The sequence below is a fragment of the Chelativorans sp. J32 genome (genome assembly GCF_000518985.1).
GTDB lineage: Bacteria > Pseudomonadota > Alphaproteobacteria > Rhizobiales > Rhizobiaceae > Chelativorans.
This window is the reverse complement of record NZ_JAEQ01000007.1, coordinates 92359-111096: the sequence shown is the minus strand read 5'-3', so window position 1 is coordinate 111096 and position 18738 is coordinate 92359. Positions and strand designations below refer to the sequence as shown.

The 18738-nt window shown below is 61.6% G+C and carries 17 protein-coding genes; 3 read left to right on the top strand and 14 right to left on the bottom strand.

Annotation, left to right across the window (positions count from 1 at the left end; genetic code table 11):
* The first annotated feature begins 283 nt into the window (after nucleotides 1-283).
* Nucleotides 284-1699, top strand: coding sequence for a mannose-1-phosphate guanylyltransferase/mannose-6-phosphate isomerase (locus CHEJ32_RS0111820; RefSeq protein WP_028034065.1), 1416 nt, complete (start codon nucleotides 284-286; stop codon nucleotides 1697-1699).
* Between the two features lie 17 nt (nucleotides 1700-1716).
* Here CHEJ32_RS0111820 and iolB read toward each other — a convergent pair whose 3' ends face one another.
* The 6 genes from iolB to CHEJ32_RS0111790 form a co-directional block, all read right to left on the bottom strand.
* Nucleotides 1717-2532 carry a 5-deoxy-glucuronate isomerase gene (iolB, locus tag CHEJ32_RS0111815; protein ID WP_028034064.1) on the bottom strand — a complete coding sequence of 272 codons (816 nt, stop codon included), beginning with the start codon at nucleotides 2530-2532 and terminating at the stop codon, nucleotides 1717-1719.
* Nucleotides 2533-2542: 10 nt separating this feature from the next.
* Entirely contained in the window at nucleotides 2543-2749 is a 207-nt protein-coding gene (locus tag CHEJ32_RS0111810; RefSeq protein WP_028034063.1) for a hypothetical protein, read from the bottom strand.
* Nucleotides 2750-2769: 20 nt separating this feature from the next.
* Nucleotides 2770-3669, bottom strand: a complete 900-nt coding sequence (iolE, locus tag CHEJ32_RS0111805) for a myo-inosose-2 dehydratase (protein WP_028034062.1) — start codon at nucleotides 3667-3669, stop codon at nucleotides 2770-2772.
* Nucleotides 3670-5493 (bottom strand): 3D-(3,5/4)-trihydroxycyclohexane-1,2-dione acylhydrolase (decyclizing), encoded by a 1824-nt coding sequence (iolD, locus tag CHEJ32_RS0111800; RefSeq protein ID WP_028034061.1) that lies wholly within the window; start codon nucleotides 5491-5493, stop codon nucleotides 3670-3672.
* Complete coding sequence (gene iolC / locus CHEJ32_RS0111795) at nucleotides 5490-7409, bottom strand: 5-dehydro-2-deoxygluconokinase (RefSeq protein WP_028034060.1); 1920 nt, start codon at nucleotides 7407-7409, stop codon at nucleotides 5490-5492. Before iolC ends, iolD begins: the two co-directional genes overlap by 4 nt.
* A gap of 115 nt (nucleotides 7410-7524) precedes the next feature.
* A complete protein-coding gene (locus tag CHEJ32_RS0111790) occupies nucleotides 7525-8361 on the bottom strand; it encodes a MurR/RpiR family transcriptional regulator (RefSeq protein WP_028034059.1) in 837 nt (278 codons plus the stop codon).
* A gap of 89 nt (nucleotides 8362-8450) precedes the next feature.
* Between CHEJ32_RS0111790 and CHEJ32_RS0111785 the strand changes: the two genes are divergently transcribed.
* Nucleotides 8451-9572, top strand: a complete 1122-nt coding sequence (locus tag CHEJ32_RS0111785; RefSeq protein WP_028034058.1) for a Gfo/Idh/MocA family protein — start codon at nucleotides 8451-8453, stop codon at nucleotides 9570-9572.
* 53 nt (nucleotides 9573-9625) lie between these two features.
* On the opposite strand, the gene CHEJ32_RS0111780 is transcribed toward CHEJ32_RS0111785, so the two are convergent.
* From CHEJ32_RS0111780 to CHEJ32_RS0111760, 5 genes are all read right to left on the bottom strand, one after another.
* Nucleotides 9626-9886 carry a DUF1344 domain-containing protein gene (locus CHEJ32_RS0111780; RefSeq protein ID WP_028034057.1) on the bottom strand — a complete coding sequence of 87 codons (261 nt, stop codon included), beginning with the start codon at nucleotides 9884-9886 and terminating at the stop codon, nucleotides 9626-9628.
* A gap of 160 nt (nucleotides 9887-10046) precedes the next feature.
* A complete protein-coding gene (gene iolG, locus CHEJ32_RS0111775) occupies nucleotides 10047-11051 on the bottom strand; it encodes an inositol 2-dehydrogenase (RefSeq protein ID WP_028034056.1) in 1005 nt (334 codons plus the stop codon).
* 56 nt (nucleotides 11052-11107) lie between these two features.
* Nucleotides 11108-11884 (bottom strand): ATP-binding cassette domain-containing protein, encoded by a 777-nt coding sequence (locus tag CHEJ32_RS0111770; protein WP_028034055.1) that lies wholly within the window; start codon nucleotides 11882-11884, stop codon nucleotides 11108-11110.
* 9 nt (nucleotides 11885-11893) lie between these two features.
* A complete protein-coding gene (locus CHEJ32_RS0111765; RefSeq protein WP_028034054.1) occupies nucleotides 11894-12910 on the bottom strand; it encodes an ABC transporter permease in 1017 nt (338 codons plus the stop codon).
* Between the two features lie 112 nt (nucleotides 12911-13022).
* Nucleotides 13023-13961 carry a sugar ABC transporter substrate-binding protein gene (locus CHEJ32_RS0111760; RefSeq protein WP_028034053.1) on the bottom strand — a complete coding sequence of 313 codons (939 nt, stop codon included), beginning with the start codon at nucleotides 13959-13961 and terminating at the stop codon, nucleotides 13023-13025.
* A 456-nt stretch (nucleotides 13962-14417) separates the two neighbouring features.
* Between CHEJ32_RS0111760 and purU the strand changes: the two genes are divergently transcribed.
* Nucleotides 14418-15278: a formyltetrahydrofolate deformylase gene (gene purU / locus CHEJ32_RS0111755; RefSeq protein WP_028034052.1), complete on the top strand. Its 861-nt coding sequence runs from the start codon at nucleotides 14418-14420 to the stop codon at nucleotides 15276-15278.
* An 8-nt stretch (nucleotides 15279-15286) separates the two neighbouring features.
* On the opposite strand, the gene CHEJ32_RS0111750 is transcribed toward purU, so the two are convergent.
* From CHEJ32_RS0111750 to CHEJ32_RS0111740, 3 genes are all read right to left on the bottom strand, one after another.
* A complete protein-coding gene (locus CHEJ32_RS0111750; RefSeq protein ID WP_028034051.1) occupies nucleotides 15287-16294 on the bottom strand; it encodes an aldose epimerase family protein in 1008 nt (335 codons plus the stop codon).
* 126 nt (nucleotides 16295-16420) lie between these two features.
* Complete coding sequence (locus CHEJ32_RS0111745) at nucleotides 16421-17611, bottom strand: Gfo/Idh/MocA family protein (RefSeq protein WP_028034050.1); 1191 nt, start codon at nucleotides 17609-17611, stop codon at nucleotides 16421-16423.
* Nucleotides 17612-17625: 14 nt separating this feature from the next.
* The gene (locus tag CHEJ32_RS0111740; RefSeq protein WP_028034049.1) at nucleotides 17626-18684 is read right to left on the bottom strand and encodes a sugar phosphate isomerase/epimerase; all 1059 of its coding nucleotides are present in this window, start codon (nucleotides 18682-18684) and stop codon (nucleotides 17626-17628) included.
* Nucleotides 18685-18738 lie beyond the last annotated feature (54 nt).

Here is an 18738-nt window from a genome sequence, read left to right as displayed (position 1 = left end):
CGACGTGTTTCGCCCGTAGCGCGGCCATTGACAAGCCCGAGCTCAATCCGCGCCGACGCCGTGCGCCAGGACGCGCCTGTCTTCGCCGTCGCAGGGCTCTGCGCAGGCTGTCATCAGTGGGGCAGACCGAAAGCGGTAGGCTCGCCGCAGGAGCCTGCCGGCAATGATGGATTGACTTGCCTATGGTCTGAAGCAGATGCTTGTGTCATAGGCCTGCCACCACACGATCGACAGATTGCGTCGATAGCAGGCATAGAATGATTGTTTTTTGGAGACGGGGGAAATGACCCTTACGCCAGTCATCATCAGCGGTGGAGCGGGTTCACGGTTATGGCCGCTATCGAGAGATGCTCGTCCGAAACCCTTTATTGAGCTTCCGGACGGCACGAGCCTGATCGGCCGCACCTATAGCCGCGCTGCACGGCTCGACGGCGTGGAGAGGATCGTGACGGTTACCAATCGCGATCTCCTGTTCCTCACGGCCGACGCTTATGCGGATTCCACCGCACCTCGGCGCCGGAACAATTATCTCCTTGAGCCTTTCGGGCGGGACACGGCGGCGGCTGTGGCACTTGCCACGCTGCATGTGCATGAGGCGGATGGACCGCAGGGGATCCTCCTCATCCTCCCTTCCGACCATCTCATCCTTGACGAGGAGGCGTTCGCCCAAGCAGTAGGCAAGGCCTCGGAAATGGCGGGCACGGGCCGGATCGTCACCTTCGGAATCGTACCGGAAAGGCCGGAGACCGGGTATGGCTATATAGAAGCAAAGAGTGGCAAGGTGCTGCGCTTTGTGGAAAAACCTGATGCCGCGAAGGCTGCCGAATATGTCGCCAGCGGCCGCTTCTACTGGAATTCGGGGATGTTCTGCTTTCCTGCGGGCGCAATGCTGCAGGCGATGGAACAGTATTGTCCCGAAGTCCTGGCAGGTGCTCGTGCCGCCTATGATGCCGCGCGCAAGCTCCATTCGGACGATCGCGAAGTGTTCGAGATCGATCCCGAGCGTTTTAGGACCACGCCTGCGATCTCGCTGGACTATGCGGTGATGGAGAAGGCGGAGAATGTCGGCTGCATCGCGCTTGATTGCGGCTGGTCCGACATCGGGTCCTGGGCCGCGGTGGCGGAGTTGACGCCGGCCGACGAGAACGGCAACCGCTCACGCGGGGAAACCGTGCTTGAGGACACCCGGAACTCCTTCGTGCACTCCGAAGACCGCTTGGTTGGGCTGGTTGGCGTCTCGGATCTCCTCGTCGTCGACACCCCTGACGCCCTCCTCGTCGCGCACAAGGAAAAGGCACAGGAGGTGAAGCACCTGTTCAACCGGCTCAAGGAGCAGGGCCATGAGGCCGCCAAGCTTCACCGCACGGCACACCGCCCCTGGGGCACCTACACGGTGCTCGAAGAGGGAGATCGCTTCAAGATCAAGCGGATAGAGGTGAAGCCCGGTGCCCGGCTCAGCCTGCAGGCGCACCACCATCGCTCCGAGCATTGGGTGGTGGTCAGCGGCACGGCCAAGATCGTCAACGGCGATCAGGAAATCCTGCTCGCCACCAACCAGTCCACCTATATTCCCTGCGGGTTCAAGCACCGGCTGGAAAACCCGGGAATCCTGCCGCTCGTCTTGATCGAGGTGCAGAGCGGCGACTACCTTGGCGAGGACGACATCGTCCGCTTCGAGGACGTTTACGGCCGGTCGTAAGACCGGCCGCAAGGCTCTTAATCTACGTTGCTGTCGCGCTGGAAAATCCAATCGTGGTCCGGATGGTTCTTGAAGCGCCAGGCACGGCGCGGGCCGGCCATGACGTTGAGATAGTACATCTCGTAACCATAAGGCGCTCCACAAGGGTGATGGCCACGCGGGACGAGAACCACGTCGTGGTTTGACACGGCCATGGTTTCGTCCAGGCTGCCATCCTCGGTGAAGACCCGCTGGAAGCCGAAGCCCTGCGGGGGGTTGAGGCGGTGGTAATAGGTCTCTTCCAGATATGTCATTCTGGGGAAATCGTCCTCGTCGTGGCGATGCGGCGGATAGGACGACCAGTTGCCCTGGGGCGTATAGACCTCCGTCACCAGGAGGCTGTCGGCGACATCGCGCTCCTCCATGGCAATGTTGTGGATGTAGCGGGTGTTTGCTCCTTTCCCGCGCTCCAGCAACGAAATTCCGGCCGGCCCGATCACCTGCGCATCGTGCCCATCCTTTCCCGGGGCGGAGCAAACGGCGAGTATGCAATCCGTTGTCGCCGTTGCCGACCAGCGTGAAGCGTTCGGGATGTAAACTGCATGCGGCGGACGGCGCTCGAAGACGTCCATCCGATCGCCCAATTCACCGAGGCTCTTTCCGCCCGCTGCGATCTCCGCCTTGCCTTCCACCAGCACCAGGATAACCTCCCGGTCGCCGGTCTCCTCCTGGGCCGACTCGCCTGCTTTGAGGCGGTAGAGGCCGAAACCCACATAGCTCCAGCCGGCAGAGCGGGGCGTGATGTCGTGCACCTTGCCAGCTGCGCCGACGGGCTTCACCAACAGCTTTGCCATCTCGTCTCTCCTATTCCGTCTTGTTCCCGGCGTCGGGCTTGAAATCGAAGAGAAAGCCCCAGATGCAGTAGACGCCGAGACCGACAAAGAGCGTGCCCCAGAACGGCGCGCCCATCGTGAACTCGAAGATGCCCCAGCCTAGGCAGATCGCTATGATGGCCAGCCTGAGCCAAAGCGGGCGGAAGAATGGATGGTTGAGATCGAAGAGCTTGTGCATTGAGCGAATATAGACGGTGTTCAGATCCGGTCCAGCCCGGCCATCCGCGCCGCCTTTTGCAGCGCCTTCAGTCCCATGGACTGATACGTCACCGGGTCGGCCTTGAGCGGGTCCTGCTCGGCCTCGATGACCAGCCAGCCGTCGTAACCATGCTTTGCAGCGACCTCCAGCACGGGTTCGAAGGCGAGCGCGCCTTCGGGATCGCCGGGAACCGTGAAGACGCCGCGCCTCACCCCTTCGAGGAACGAAAGGCCCAGACCTTCCACTTCCTTCCGAACCATCGGCCGCACGTTCTTCGCATGGATATGGCGAACGCGGTGCATATAGGCGCGGGCAAGTTCAACGGGATCCGAGCCGCCGAACCAGGCATGGCCAGTATCAAGCAGAAGCTTGGTGGCTGGGCCGGTGCCGGCCATAAGGCGGTCGATCTCATTGCGGGTCTGCACGATCGTGCCCATGTGATGGTGGTAGACGAGGTCGATACCCTGCGCCGCGCAATATTGCGCGATCGCTTCGACCCCCATGCAGAAAGCCGGCCAGCGATGTTCCTCAAGCACGGGCTTGTTCCTGAGCGGAATCGCGTCATTGCCGTGGATTGCGTTCGAGGTCTCACAAACGATGCAGACCTCGCAGCCATTCGCCTTCAGCATGTCGAGATGCGGCTGGATTGCCCGCTTCTCCGCCTCGATGTGGTTCACGAGGAGATTGAGCGAGTGCCAGCCGGAAATGAAGACGAGCCCGTGCGCGGCCAATACTTCCTTCAGCGCCTGGCCGTCCGAGGGCATCTTGTGGCCTTTCTCGATCCCCTGGAAGCCGATCTCTGCCGCTTCGCGCAGACATTGCTCCAGCGGTATGTGCGCGCCGATGGTCTGATCGTCGTCATTGGACCAGGCAATGGGGTTGGTTCCGTAGCGGACCATTCAGTTCCTCTCCTTGAGCGCGGCTTCGTATTTCTCGCGCGCCCTCCTCACTTGCTCGCGGTCCGATACCTCCGGCACGGCCACATCCCACCAGTGGCCGCCCGCTTCCGTTGAAGGATAGGGATCGGTGTCGATAACGATCACGAAGGGCCTCTCTGCTTCCCGCGCCCGGACCAGCGCATCCTCCAGCTCAGCGATGGAGCCGGCCTTCTCAGCATGTGCCCCCATGGACGCGGCGTGCGCCACGAAATCGATCTGGGAGGGATTCACGTGATGGGCGTGGTCGAGCAGATTGTTGAACTCGGCGCCGCCGGTCGAACGCTGCAGCCGGTTAATGCAGCCGAAGCCGCGATTGTCGGTGATGACAACGGTGATCTTGATGCCCATCATCACCGCAGTGGCGAGCTCCGAGTTCATCATCATGTAGGAGCCGTCGCCTAGCATCACGACCACGTCACGGTCGGGATCGGCCATCTTGATGCCCATGCCGCCGGCAATCTCGTAACCCATGCAGGAATAGCCGTATTCCATATGGTAGGACATCGGCCGGCGAGCCTTCCAGAGCTTGTGGAGCTCGCCCGGCATGGTGCCGGCGGCACACATCACAACAGTGTTATCTGTTGCGGCACGCTGGACCGCTCCGATCACCTGCATGTCGGTGGGAAGCGCATTGGTTTCCGTGGGGGCCGCGGTCACGGCATCGGCGGCTTCGAACCACTCCGCCTTCAGTGACATGGGCGGTGGCTCGAAGCGCTTGTCACCGAGCGCCCGCCATAGCGTCTCCAGCCCGACACAGGCATCCGCGCAGATCGGCAGCGCTCCGTGCTTCACCGCATCATAGGCGTTTACGTTCAAGCTGATGAGCTTGCGCCCGGGCTGGGAGAAAAGCGACCAGGAGCCGGTGGTAAAATCCTGGAAGCGGGTGCCCACCCCGATGATCACGTCGGCTTCGGCGCAGCGGATATTGGCGCTTGAGGAGCCGGTGACGCCCACGGGGCCGAGATTGAGCGGGTGATCCCAGGGCAGCGACGATTTTCCGGCCTGGGTTTCAACCACCGGGATCTGATGCGCCTCAACGAAAAATTGGAACGCCTCATAGGCCTGGGAATAGTGCACGCCGCCGCCGGCCACGATGACGGGCGCCTTCGCCGCCGCGATGATCCTTGCAGCCTCTTCGATCTCCACCGGATCCGGCTGGACCCGGCGCATCCGCCAAACCTTAGGCTCGAAGAAGCTCTCCGGCCAGTCATAGGCTTCAGCCTGAACGTCCTGGCAGAAGGCGAGTGTCACCGGTCCGCAATCCGCTGGGTCCGTCATCGTTCGGAAGGCGCGGGGGAGCGCCGTCAAGAGCTGCTCCGGCCGCGTGATGCGGTCGAAATAGCGCGAGACCGGGCGGAAGCAGTCGTTGACGCTCACCGTGCCGTCCCCGAAATCCTCGATCTGCTGCAAGACCGGGTCCGGTCCGCGCCCCGCGAAAACGTCCCCCGGGAGAAACAGCACCGGCAGGCGATTCACATGCGCAAGGGCCGCGGCCGTCACCATATTGGTAGCGCCCGGGCCGATGGAGGAGGTCACGGCCATGGCCCGCCTGCGGCCCAACTGCTTGGCATAGGCGATGGCCGCATGCGCCATGGATTGCTCGTTGTGACCGCGATATGTGGGCAGTTTTTCCCGAACGGCATAGAGCGCTTCGCCCAGAGCGGCCACGTTTCCGTGGCCGAAGATCGCCCAGACACCTGCGATGAACGGCTTTCCATCCTCGTTCAACTGCGCCGCGATATAGCGCGTCGCGGCCTGGGCGGCGGTAAGCCGGATCGTCTTCATGGAGCCCTCCCTCTCCTCGCCCGCGAGCGGTCCCAAATCTCGCACAGGCTGCGATAGTTCTTCGCCATTGCGGCGACTGCTTCCTGGTCGCTCATCTCGCCTCTCAGCCAGCGCCGCGCCGCGTCAGAAAAGATCGTGCGGCCTACGGCAAAACCCTTCACCAGATCGAAGCCGGCGGCAATGCGGAAACTCTCTTCCAACTCTTCCGCCGGAGCATCGAGCCCCAGCACGACAATGCCGCGGGCGTGGGCATCGTGGCGCCTGACGGCCTCACAGGCGTTGGACCAGGCTTCCGTCGATGTCATCGGCTCCAGCTTCCACCAATCGGGAAAAACGCCAATCTCGTAGAACCGCTCGATAACGGCGGCAGCGGTCTGGTCGTCGGTCGGCCGCACCTTGGACGGGATGATCTCAAGAAGCATTTCCAACCGGTTGCGGCGTGCGGCGGCAAAAAGGCGACGCACCACATCTTCCTGTTCGGCCTTTATTTCGTGATCGTCGTCCGGGTGATAGAAGCAGAGCACCTTCACCACGTGCTCCAGAGGCCATTCGACAAGGCCGCCGAAGTCCGGCCCCAGGTCGGGCTCCAGCTTCAGCGGGCGCGAGCCCGGCCACTCCACCGGGCGGCCGACCCAAAGGTCGGTGCCTGCAGCGCGGAACAGCGCTTCCCGACCGAACCGGCTGTCACAGAGGATACCGTAGCCGTGCTGGCCGGCCGCCACCTCGAGGGCCGCCTCCAGGCAGAGCACCTTGAACCCCTCGATGCGCTCATGCGGCGCGCCCGCGGCATCCGCCATTTCCTCCAGCTGCTTGCGATGGTCGAAAGCGAAGACGCGCAGTTCCGGCCAATACCCGTTGCGATTGGTCGACCAGTGCACCTGCTCAAGCGCCGTGTCCTTGCGCAGGGCACGGTTTCTGATCCCGGTGCGAAAGAAATATTGCAGCTCTTCCCATGAAGGATAGGCCGGCGTGCAGCCATGCCGCGAAACCGCAAAGGCGCCGCAGGCATTCGCGTATTTCAGCGTGGTCGGCCAGTCTTCGCCGGAAAGCCAGCCTTTGAGCAGGCCGGCCATAAAGCCGTCGCCTGCGCCCAGCACGTTGAAGACCTCGATCGGGAAATGCTCGCCTATTTGGCCTTGGTCGAGCGTGTCGGGGATTTCGCCCGTGAAGGCGGTGGCGCCCATTGGACCGCGCTTGCAGACAAGCACCGCATTGGTCAGCTTCCTCACGGTGCGCAGCGCTTCGATCGTGTTCGTCGAGCCGCCGGCAATGTGGAATTCCTCCTCCGTGCCGACGATCAGATCGAAGAGCGGCAGCGTCTTCTGCAGCTTGGCCGTCACACGCTCGGATTCGATGAAGCGGCTTTCGCCGGCGCCATGGCCTGCGAGCCCCCAGAGATTGGGCCGGTAATCGATGTCGAGCGCCGTTAGCCCGCTATTCTCGCGCGCAAGCCTCAACGCCTTCAGGACGGCAGCCTCGGTGCGCGGATGGGACAGATGGGTGCCTGTCGCGCAGACGCACCTCGCCTCGGCGATGAAGGCTGGGTCGATGTCTTCCTCGCAGAGCGCCATATCGGCGCAGTTCTCGCGATAGAATATGAGCGGAAACTGGTTCTGGTCGCGGATACCAAGGAGGACCAGCGCGGTGAGCCGTTCGGGGTCGGTCTTCACCCCCCGCACATCCACCCCCTCGCGCTGCAACTCCTCGCGGATGAAGCGGCCCATATGCTCGTCGCCCACGCGCGTGATCAGCGCCGATTTCAGCCCCAGCCGCGCAGCGCCCGCCGCTATATTCGTCGGCGAGCCACCGATATATTTGTTGAAGGAGGCCATGTCCTCCAGCCGACCGCCCACCTGCGCACCATAAAGATCAACCGAGGAGCGGCCGATGGTGATGACATCCAGCCTCTTTGCCACGTCCCCTCCTCCCTGGTTGGCCGGTTGCCGGCTCCGAAACGCTCATCCAGCGGTCTACCACTGTTGACCTACTTGGTTCAAGAAATGGAAAATATGTTCTATATTATCCAGAATATCAATCAGAAATTCCATTTACTCCCGTGCCGCCTGCCGCCCCCACTGCTACCACCAACGCCACTGCGAGAGAGAGAGTAGCGGAAAGAGAGCGGAAATCTCCGAAATCCGCTTCCTGGACCGTCAGGAGGAGCGGTGTCACCGGTCGCAATGGACTGGCTGGCGAATCCGTGATCGCCACGACATGTGCACCCGCCCGACGGCCTGCCTCCGCCAGTTCGACAGTTTCGTGCGTATAGGGCGCGAAGGTGATGGCGATCACGGCATCGCCCGGGCGGATTGCATGACGGCTGTCGAGCTTGCCGACACTATCGTGCAGCATGGTCGGCACATTCATCTTCTCGAACGCGTAAGCGAGATAGGAGGCGACGGAAAAGGCGCGACGCATTCCAACGATATGCACCATGTTGGCCTCTGAAAGGGTCTTGATCGCCGTATCGAGCGTGCGGGGGTCGATCGTTTTTGCGAGGTTTTCCAAGGAGAGGCGGCCCGCCTCGATGAATTCCGCCAGAAGAGCCGAGGGGCTTCCGGCGCCCGTCGCACGCAGCTTCTGGAGCCGTGTCGAATAGTCAGGCCAGCTTTGGGTGTAGGTTTCGCGAAAGAGGCGCTGCATTTGCGAATACCCGGAAAAACCCAGCACCTGGCAAAAGCGCATAAAGGCCGACGGCTGCACTCCCGCCCCGTCCGCCATCTCCGCGACCGTCGAGACCGCCACCCGATCCGGATTCGTGACCAGATAATCGGCACACTGCTTCAGCCGTTTGGGCAGATTGCCCGAAACCTGGTGAACACGATCGAGCAATTCCTCAATATTGGCCGGTGCGGAAACCGCGTCCATGCATCCCTCGCATATTGACAAAACAACCATCCCAATCCTAACCGTTTTGGAATAAAAATTCCACTTCGGCGGCGGCAAGGAGGAGTAGCATGCCAGGGGTCGGGATTGGACTCATCGGCACCGGCTTTATGGGTAAAGCGCATGCGCTGGCCTATCGGGCTGCCAGACCCGTGTTCGGGGACGTGCCCGAAGCGCGGCTGGAGCTTCTTTGCGACGTTCCCGGCGACAAGGCGCGAGCCATGGCCGAGCAGTTCGGCTTTGCCCGCGCGACTGACGACTGGCGGCAGCTCATGTCCGACCCGCGCGTGGACATCGTTTCGATCACAACGCCGAACAGGATGCATCGCGAGATGGCGTTGGCCGCCATCGCTGCCGGCAAGCACGTCCATTGTGAGAAGCCTATGGGGCTCACGCTGGCCGATGCCGAAGAGATGGCCGCCGCTGCCGCAAAGGCCGGCGTGAAGACCATGGTCGGCTACAACTACATCAAGAACCCTGCCTTCCAGCATGCCTGCAGGCTGGTGCGTGACGGCGCCATCGGACGGCCGATTCATTTCCGCGGTTGGGTGGACGAGGATTACCAGGCTGATCCGGACGCACCCTGGACCTGGCGAGCGCGTCCGGAAGAAGCGGGGTTAGGTGCGCTTGGCGATCTCGGTTGCCATCTGGTCTCCATGGCCTACGGCTTGATCGGCCCAATCGAAAGCCTCGTCGCCGACATGCAGACGGTGCACAAGACCCGCGCCCTCCCCGGCAGCAGCGAGCGCAAAGCCGTGGAAAACGAAGATGTCGCGAGCGCACTCCTGCAATTCAGGAACGGTGCCCATGGCTCCATCTCCACCTCACGCACTGCTTGGGGCCGCAAGAACAGGCTGGGATGGGAGGTTCACGGCACAAAAGGCACGCTCGTCTTCGACCAAGAGCGCATGAACGAATTGCAGATCTATCAGAATGACGGCAATCCGGCGGCCCAGGGTTTCAAGACTATCCTGACCAGCCCGGCACACCCGCCCTACGGCTCGTTCTGCCCTGCGCCCGGCCACCAACTCGGCTTCAATGATCTCAAAGTGATCGAAACCGGAGCCTTCCTACGTTGGGTCGGTGGCGGCGAGAAATCCTCACCCGATTTTTCCGAGGCGCTCGAATTCGAGAAGGTCATCCACGCCATGGCACTTTCGGCACGGGAGCGGCGGAGGGTGGAGTTGGCTTGACCAATGCTCCGCAGCGGATCGGGCGATGACCGATCCGCATGGAGCGTTGCGAATCAACGTTGAGCTTTGACTTCCGTCGCGACCTTCTGGCCGCCTTCACCCTGGTCGTAGGTGATAACAACCGTGTCGCCGATCTTCACGGTATCGGGGCTGAACGTCTCGGGCAGGACATACTCGCTCCCATCCTGCAGCTTGAGTGTATTGCCGCGTTCGTTGATGTCCTGAACGACACCGGTGACCTCCTCTGCCAGACCGGGCAGAGCGGAAACAGCAAGCAGTGTCGCGGCGCCAATCGCAGTGATAAGCTTCCTCATGGATCTCTCCTACTCTTCAAAAGAACATTGCCGCCGCGTCCGGTAGGCGGCCTCCATCTTCTAACCTTCGGAGAGGAAAAAGGTTCAGCGCTTTAGGGGTGGTCACCACCCGACCACCCCGAAAACCAACAAGATGTTGTCTGGAACCCGGCTGAGAATGTCAGCCCAGGACTTCCGCCACCTTCACGGCTCGCCCCTCTCGCAGCGAGAGATAGGCCGCCTCGGCGAGCGCCAGCGCACGCAGTCCGTCCTCCCCGGAAGGTGAAGCGGGTTTGCCGCCCGCGAGCGCGGCAATGAAGGCGGCGATCTCCGCCGCATAGGCCTCCGTGTAGCGCGTCATGAAGAAATCGTGGAGCGGCGGCCTGGTGTAACCGGCACTGGTCGCGATTTCGATCGAGACCGGCCGCTGGTTTTCAGCCGCAACGGCGCCCTTGGAGCCGTGCACCTCAATGCGCTGATCATAGCCGTAAGTCGCCCGGCGCGAGTTGGAGATCGAGCAATGCTTTCCGGAAGGGGTCGTCAGGACAACGGAGACGCTGTCATGGTCTCCCGCCTCTCCAATCTCCGGATCGACCAACACAGAAGCCGTCGCAAACACCGTATCTGGCTCCTCCCCGAGGAGAAAGCGGGCCATGTCGAAATCGTGAATCGTCATGTCCCGAAGGATCCCGCCGGAGGAGCGTATATAGCTCACGGGCGGCGCTCCCGGATCGCGCGAGGTGATCTGCACCATCTCCACTTTGCCGATCTTTCCCTCGTCTATCGCCGCGCGCACCGCTACAAAATGCGGATCGAAACGGCGATTGAAGCCCACCATGAGGGTGGCTCCGGTTTCCTTCACCACCTTTAGGCAGGCTTTCACGCGCCCCAGATCGAGGTCGATCGGCTTCTCGCAGAAGATCGCCTTGCCGGCCCGCGCGAAGCGCTCGATCAAGTCGGAATGGGTGTCGGTCGGCGTGCAGATCACCACCGCATCAATGTCCACCGCCCGTTCGATCTCGTCGATCGTGCGGACCTCGCAGCCATATCTGGCGGCTATGTCCTCGGCTGCCGATTGCACGGCATCCGCTACGGCCACGAGCCTTGCATCCGGGTTTGAGGTGATCGCCTTGGCGTGAACCTTGCCTATACGACCCGCGCCAAGCAGACCGAATTTAACTGTCATGGAATTCCTCGCTGAGAAACATGATGCAAATGGAGTGATACGGTCTCGAGCCGAACTCAGATGAAGGCTGCCTCCTCCCCCACGCCTGTCTTGACGCCCGTAATCAGGGAGACGATCTCGTTACCGTCCGTCTTGTTCCTATCCACCGCGCCGACGATACGGCCGCGGCGGAAGATCCAGATGCGGTCCACCAGATCGAAAACCTGCCGCAGATTGTGGCTGACGAGGATCAGGGGCACTCCGCGTCTCTTGAGGCCCCGGATGATGTTCTCCACCTGCGCTGTCTCCTGCACGCCGAGCGCTGCCGTAGGCTCGTCCATGATAATCAGCTTCGACGCGAAGCTTGCCGATCGGGAGATCGCCACGCATTGCCGCTGTCCGCCCGACATGTTGCGGATTTTGTTTCTGAGGTCCGGGATCTTCACCCCCGTCGCCCGCAGCGCCTCCTCCGTGCGCTCCATCATCTTGCGTTCGTTCAAAAAGCTGAAAGGGCCGAGATTGAAATAGATCTCTTCGCGGCCGAGAAAGAGATTAGCGGGCACATCCAGATCGTCCGCAAGCGCCAGGTTCTGGAACACGGTCTCAATGCCGGCATCCCGCGCCTCGATCGGGCTCTTGAAATGCACCTCCTGCCCATCGAAGAAAATCGTGCCGCTTGTGGGCTGCTCCACCCCCGTGATCTGGCGCACGAAGGTGGATTTGCCAGCGCCGTTATCGCCGACCACGGCGACATGCTCGCCTTCGCGCAGCTCAAAATTGGCCTCCTCCAGCGCGCGCACGCCGCCATAGTGTTTCGTCAGGGCTTCCGTGCGCAGGATGATCTTTCCGTCCATCTTCGCCTCCTAGATCCGGCCGCGCAGGCGCTGGCGGTAGACGTCGAGCACCACGGCGCCGACAATGATGATGCCCATGATGATCTCCTGGTAATAGGCGCTCACCCGGATGAAGGTGAAACCGGAGGTGATCACGCCGAAGATGATCATGCCGAGCGTGGTGCCGATGATCGATCCACGGCCGCCCGTGAGGGAGGTGCCGCCGATCACGGTCATGGCGATCGCCTGTAGTTCGTACATCAAGCCCATGCCGCCCTGGGCGGTCTGCCCGCGCGCCGAGAGCACGATGCCTGCGAGCGCAGAAAGGCCGCCGGCAATTGCATAGACCAGCATCAGATGCCGCTCGACATTGATGCCGGACACGCGTGCAGCCTGCTCGTTGGAGCCGACCGCATAAGTGCGCCGGCCATAAAGCGTATATTTGAGCAGGATGTGAAAGAGCACCGCCACGATGGCGAAAATGATCACCGGCATCATGCCCTGCCCGATCGAGGCATAGCTCTCGGTCGGAAAAGAAACCGGCTGCCCGCGTGTGTACCAATTCGCCACGCCGCGCGCCGTCACCATCATGCCGAGTGTGGCGATGAAGGGAGGTATCTTGGTGTAGGCGATCAAAACCCCATTGATCAGTCCGGCCAAAAGACCGACTCCGAGACCAATGGCGACTGGAACGATGACCGGCAGGTCGGTGAGCGAGGGGTAGACCGCGCGGGCGTTGGAGGAGACCTGCGCGAAACTCATGGCGATGAATGCCGTCATGGCCAGCACGGAGCCCGACGAAAGATCGATACCTCCAGTGATGATCACCTGCGTCATGCCGACGGCAATGATTCCGATCACCGAAACCTGAAGGATGATGATGCTGACGCGCTGCAGGTTGAACAGGAAGCTGTCGCCGCGCACGAACCAGCCGAGCAGTTCGAATATCCCCGCGATAACAAGGAGGCCGATGAAGACATTGAACTCGGGCGGCAGGACGCGCCGCTTCGGCTCGCCCACAGCGGTCGTCGTTGTTGTCGTGGCCATGACTACCTCCCGGAGCAGTGCCATCCGGGCCCCCTTGGGGCCCGGCCGCTTCGCCCATCAAGCGGCCGCGCTTCGGCGCCGCTATTGTCGCCCGTGGAGCGATCGCCTGTGATCAGTTCTGACCCATATACTTGTCCATGTTTTCAGGCGTCACCAGCTCGAAGGGCACCCACACCACATTGCCGAGCTTCTCGCCTTGCGAGAGCTTCAGGGCTGCATCCACGGCGCCGCTGCCCTGTGCGGCGGCGTTCTGGAAAACCGTCACGTCGAGATCTCCCGCTTTCATGGCCGCAAGCGCGTCGGGGGTCGCGTCCACGCCACCCACAACGACGTCTTCCATGGACATGCCGGCCGCCTTCATGGCTTGGATCGCACCGAGAGCCATCTCGTCATTGTTGGAGACGACCGCATCGAATTCCACGCCAGCGGAGAGCCAGTTGTTCATGAGGTCGGTCGCCTCCGTGCGGTACCAATTGGCGGTCTGCTCCTCGACGATCTTCATGAAGGAGCATTCGTCCGTGGCGATCACATCGTGGATGTCCTGTGTGCGCTGTCGCGCTGCCTGATTGTTGAGCTGGCCCATCAGTACCACGATGTTCGCGCCATCTCCTTTGCCTTTCTCTTTCAGGAGCCGACAGACTTCCTTCGTCTCCAGGGTGCCAGAATCCACCTCGTTCGAGCCGACAAAGGTCTGGTTGTCGGGCAGGCTGTCCAGGTTCGCAGGCTGCCGATTTACATAGACCAGAGGGATGCCCGCATCAGCTGCGATCTTCGACTGGGCGGCCGTGGCGTCCGTGTCCACCGGATTCACGATAATCGCATCAACGCCGGAAGCGATGAAATTCTGGATCTGGCTCAACTGCTTGGCCGGATCCTTTTCAGCCACCTCGATCTGCACCTCGACGCCCTTCTCCTTTGCATAATCGGCAATGCCGTTGCGCAGGATTGTGAGAAAGTTGTCGAGCTCCGACATGGAGACACCGATCGTCTGTGCGAAAGCCGACGATGTCAGAACGGCCGAGAATGCCACTCCTAACAGAAACTTCTTCATTTCCTTGCTCCTCCTCACGATCGGTGTCCGGCTGCACCACTCCCTTGCCGGAATCCTCCGCGACCCTTCCATGTCGCTCCTGACAAAAAATAGAACGCCCTCATCATCGAAGGGTCAATATGAAATTTCTATTCCATTCCTTTCCAGGGGGTCAAGCTATCCCCCTTGCATGGCGCCAAGCCATAAGCCGCGGCTGGGGCAGATGGAGCGAACCAGGCGCAGCGCCGACGCCTGAGTACACACCGCAAGTGGGAACATGGCCTGTTCATGGCCGCTCCGCGAGGGTTTAGCGTCGAGAATGATCCGCCAGCCCGCCACGGTCAACGCATCCCTGCGGCGTAGCCTGCAAGGAATTGCCGGGTCTTAGCCATTGGCTTCATGCCCGGCTGGTATTAAGACGTGGCGTCCTTTGGAGCAGCAGTCTCCTGCGCCTCATCCAGCATAGTTGGAACGCCCATGACCGAGAAGACATTCGACATCACCCTCTCCTGCGAAGACCGGCCAGGTATCGTGGCCACGGTGACGACGGAACTCGCGGCGCTTGGCGCTAACATCGCCGAATCCAATCAGTTCTGGGACCAGCGGACGAACCGCTTTTTCATGCGCATCTCCTTCACGGTGCCGGAGACGATCGATCGCGACACGATCGCACGTGCGCTGGAGCCGGCAATTGCGCGCTTCGATATGCGAACTGCGCTCGCCGACCGCTCCCGGAAGCCCAGAATCATCATCATGGTCTCAAAATTCGACCACGCGCTTCTCCATCTCCTCTATCAGATCCGGGTGGGCTGGCTCGATGCAGAGGTGGCGGCGATCGTATCGAACCATGAGGATTCCCGGCGCACAGCCGACGCCGAGGGCATTCCCTATCACTGCTGGCCGGTGACGAAGGCGAACAAGGCGGAGCAAGAGGAGAAGCTGCTTGCGCTGTTCCGGGAAACCGGCTCGGATCTGATCATCCTGGCCCGCTACATGCAGGTGCTTTCGGACGGGCTTTCGAGCCGGCTGTTCGGCAAGATCATCAATATCCATCATTCCTTCCTGCCGAGCTTCAAGGGCGCGAAGCCCTACCATCAGGCGCATGAGCGCGGCGTCAAGCTGATCGGCGCGACGGCGCACTACGTGACACCGGACCTGGATGAGGGCCCGATCATCGAGCAGGAAACGGAGCGCGTAACCCACGCGATGAGCCCCGATGATTTCGTAGCGGCCGGTCGGGATATCGAGAGCCGGGTGCTGGCGCGGGCCGTCAAGCTTCATCTTGAAAGCCGCGTGATGCTGAACGGAATGAAGACGGTGGTGTTCGCGAAGGGGTGAGCCGAGGCTTACCCTATCTCGATTTCACACCAGTGCCTGTACGGCCTGTCGGGCGTGACAAGGCAGGATGGGAAATGGGGATGGTTGATGGCATCCGGAAAATGCTGGTCCTCGAGGCAGACGCCCGCGAAGCGAGGATAATGCTGCCCGCCGAGGCCAGGAACTGAAAGATTGATCTTGCTGCCCGTATAGAGCTGCAGGCCCGGCTGGTCGGTCTTGAGCGTGAGCGTGAGTGAATCGTCCGGTGCCCTCAGGATCGCCACCGGGTCGGAAAGATCGCGCCCGGTATCGAGAACGAGATTGTTATCATAAGCGATTGGCTCGCCCTGCGGATCGCAGAGCGGACGCGGTTTCCGGAAGTCGAAATGGCTCCCGGCCACAGGTTCGATCCGGCCCGTCGGTATCAGGTCCGCGCTTCGCACCGTGTACGCGTTGGCTGCGAGCCACAATGTGTGGTTTCGAACATCACCTTCGCCTAGGAGGTTGAAATAGTTATGCTGGAAGATGTTGACCGGGGTACGCGCGTCAGTCGTCGCGTCGATATCGATCTCCAGGGCCTTCCCCCTGAGCCTGTAGATCACCGAAACATCCAGCTTTCCGGGGTAGCCCATTTCTCCGGCGGGGCTCGTCAGCGTGAGGCGGACGGCATCGTCCGACAACGCCTCCATCTCCCAGACCTGATTGCTCAGCCCCCTCTCTCCGCCATGGAGATGATGCGTGCCTTCATTCGCCTGGAGCTGGTACTCTTTTCCGTCCAATGCGAAGCGAGCATCGGAGATGCGGTTTCCCACCCGACCGACAATCGCCCCAAAATAGGGGCTGTGCTCAAGGTAATCCTCGAAACGGTCGAACCCCAGTACGACGCTTCGCATGTCACTGCCGACCGGTACCTGCCAGTCGCGGACGATAGCGCCATAGTTGATGACGGAGATGCGGACGCCAGCTTCACTGGCAAGCGTCGCCTCGAAGACGTCTCGTCCCTCGTGAACGGCAATCTTCCTCGGCTCGGCCGCCATATGTCTCCTCCTCTTCCTCAAGCATCAGAGACTTCGGCGACAAACGGGCAATCGTCAATTCCCAAAAACGCAAGGGTGCAACGACGAGAGCGCATGGCAGCCCCCCTTCAGGCGCACTTGCCTTTTCTAAAGGGAGTCCAATCTCGTCCAGGCAGCGTCATTCTGGGAGGAGCGCACGCAGGCATGGATGAAGCGCATGCCTTCGAGCCCGTCTTCGGCGGTGGGCAGCATCAATTCGCCGGAAACCGACGCGCCGCTTTGAAGAGCGCGTATGGCCCCGGCCGCCTCGGTGTAAAGCGTGGCGAAGGCCTCCAGATAGCCTTCGGGGTGACCTCCCGGAATGCGGGTGACGGCGGCAGCCGCAGGCCCCGCCCCGGCGCCGCCGCGCGTCAGCAGACGCTTCGGCTCACCTAGTGGCGTGAACCAAAGATAATTGGGATCGGCCTGCACCCATTCCAGCCCGCCCCTGGTCCCGTAAACCCGGAGTTTCAATCCGTTTTCGTTTCCTGGCGCTACCTGGCTCACCCAGATCATGCCCTTGGCGCGTTTCCCATCGCGCTCGGCGAAGCGCAGCATCACATGGGCATTGTCATCGAGCTGCCGGCCAGCGACGAAGCGATCGAGATCGGCCGCCACGCTCTCAGCGCGCAGACCGGTGACGAAGGTGACCAGCTGATAGGCGTGGGTGCCGATGTCCCCCGTTGCCCCCCCCGCTCCCGAACGCGTCGGGTCCGTGCGCCAGGATGCCTGCTTGTTGCCGGTCTGCTCCACGGGTTCGGCCAGCCAGTCCTGCGGATATTCCGCCTGGACAAGGATGATGTCGCCGAGCCTACCCTCGCCGACCATCTGCCGCGCCTGACGGATCATCGGATAGCCGGAATAATTGTGGGTGAGCACGAAGAGCTTACCGCTCTTCTTCACCGTCTCTACCAGCGCCTTCGCGTCATCCAGGCTTGAGGTCAGCGGCTTGTCGCAGATGACGTTAATTCCGGCTTCCAGGAACGTCTTTGCCGCCGGATAATGCATATAGTTGGGGGTGACGATGCTCACCGCCTCGATACCGTCCAGCCTTGCAGCCTCCTTCTCGGCCATTTCGTAGAAACTGCCATAGGAGCGGTCAGGATCGATGCCCAATTCAGCTCCCGATGCCTTCGCACGCTCCGGATCGGAGGACAGTGCTCCGGCGACGAGTGCGAAATGGCCATCGAGACGAGCGGCCATGCGATGAACGGCACCAATGAACGCGCCCTGCCCGCCACCCACCATACCGAGTCGGATCGGTCTTCCAGTGGCTGTCGTCGTGGATGCGGAGACCATGTCTTCCTCCTTGTTCAACCGATACCAAGCATGGCCCGCAGGCTCGAACGGTCACGCTTGCCGGCGGCAAAATCATCGAATGCCTTCTCGGTCACGCGGATGATGTGATGCTCGATGAAGGGCGCGCCTTCAGCTGCGCCCTGTTCCGGATCTTTCAGCGCGCACTCCCATTCGAGCACGGCCCAGCTGTCATAACCATATTGGGCGAGCTTGGAGAAGATGCCCGTGAAATCCACCTGTCCGTCGCCGAGCGAGCGAAAGCGGCCGGCACGTTTCACCCAAGGCTGATAACCGGAGTAGACCCCCTGGCGACCGTCCGGATTGAATTCGGCATCCTTCACGTGGAAGGCCGAAATGCGTTCGTGGTAAAGGTCGATGAAGGCAAGATAATCGAGTTGCTGCAACAGGAAGTGGGAGGGATCGTAATTGATCGCGCAGCGCTTGTGGCCGCCAAGCTTATCGAGGAACATCTCGAAGGTCGCGCCGTCAAAGATATCCTCGCCGGGGTGCAGCTCAAAGGCTACATCCACCCCGGCGTCCTCATAGGCGTCGAGGATCGGTTTCCACCGGCGCGCGAGCTCCGTGAACGCCTCTTCGATGAGCCCTTCCGGCCGCTGCGGCCAAGGATAAAGATAGGGGAAGGCAAGCGCGCCGGAAAAGGAGACGCTGACATCCAGCCCAAGATTGCGGGAGGCCTTGGCGGCATGAAGCATGTGATCCACCGCCCATTCCTGCCGCGCCTTCGGATTGCCGTGGACGCTTTCCGGCGCGAACCCGTCGAAGGGCATGTCATACGCAGGATGCACCGCGACAAGCTGCCCGATCAAATGGGTTGAGAGTTCAGTGATCTCGACGCCGGCGTCCCTGCAGATACCCTTCACCTCCTCGCAATAGGCCGCGGACTCGGACGCCTTTTTCAGGTCGAACAGACGCTTGTCCCAGCTGGGTATCTGGATTCCCTTGTAACCGTGACCCGCCGCCCAGCGGGCGATGTTCGGCAAAGTGTCGAACGGGGCATGGTCCCCCGCGAATTGCGCCAGGAAAATTCCGGGCCCCTTCATTGTCTTAGGCATGAACCGTGCCTCCTCGAATGCCGCGAACACACAATGGACCCCCGCCCATCGCGA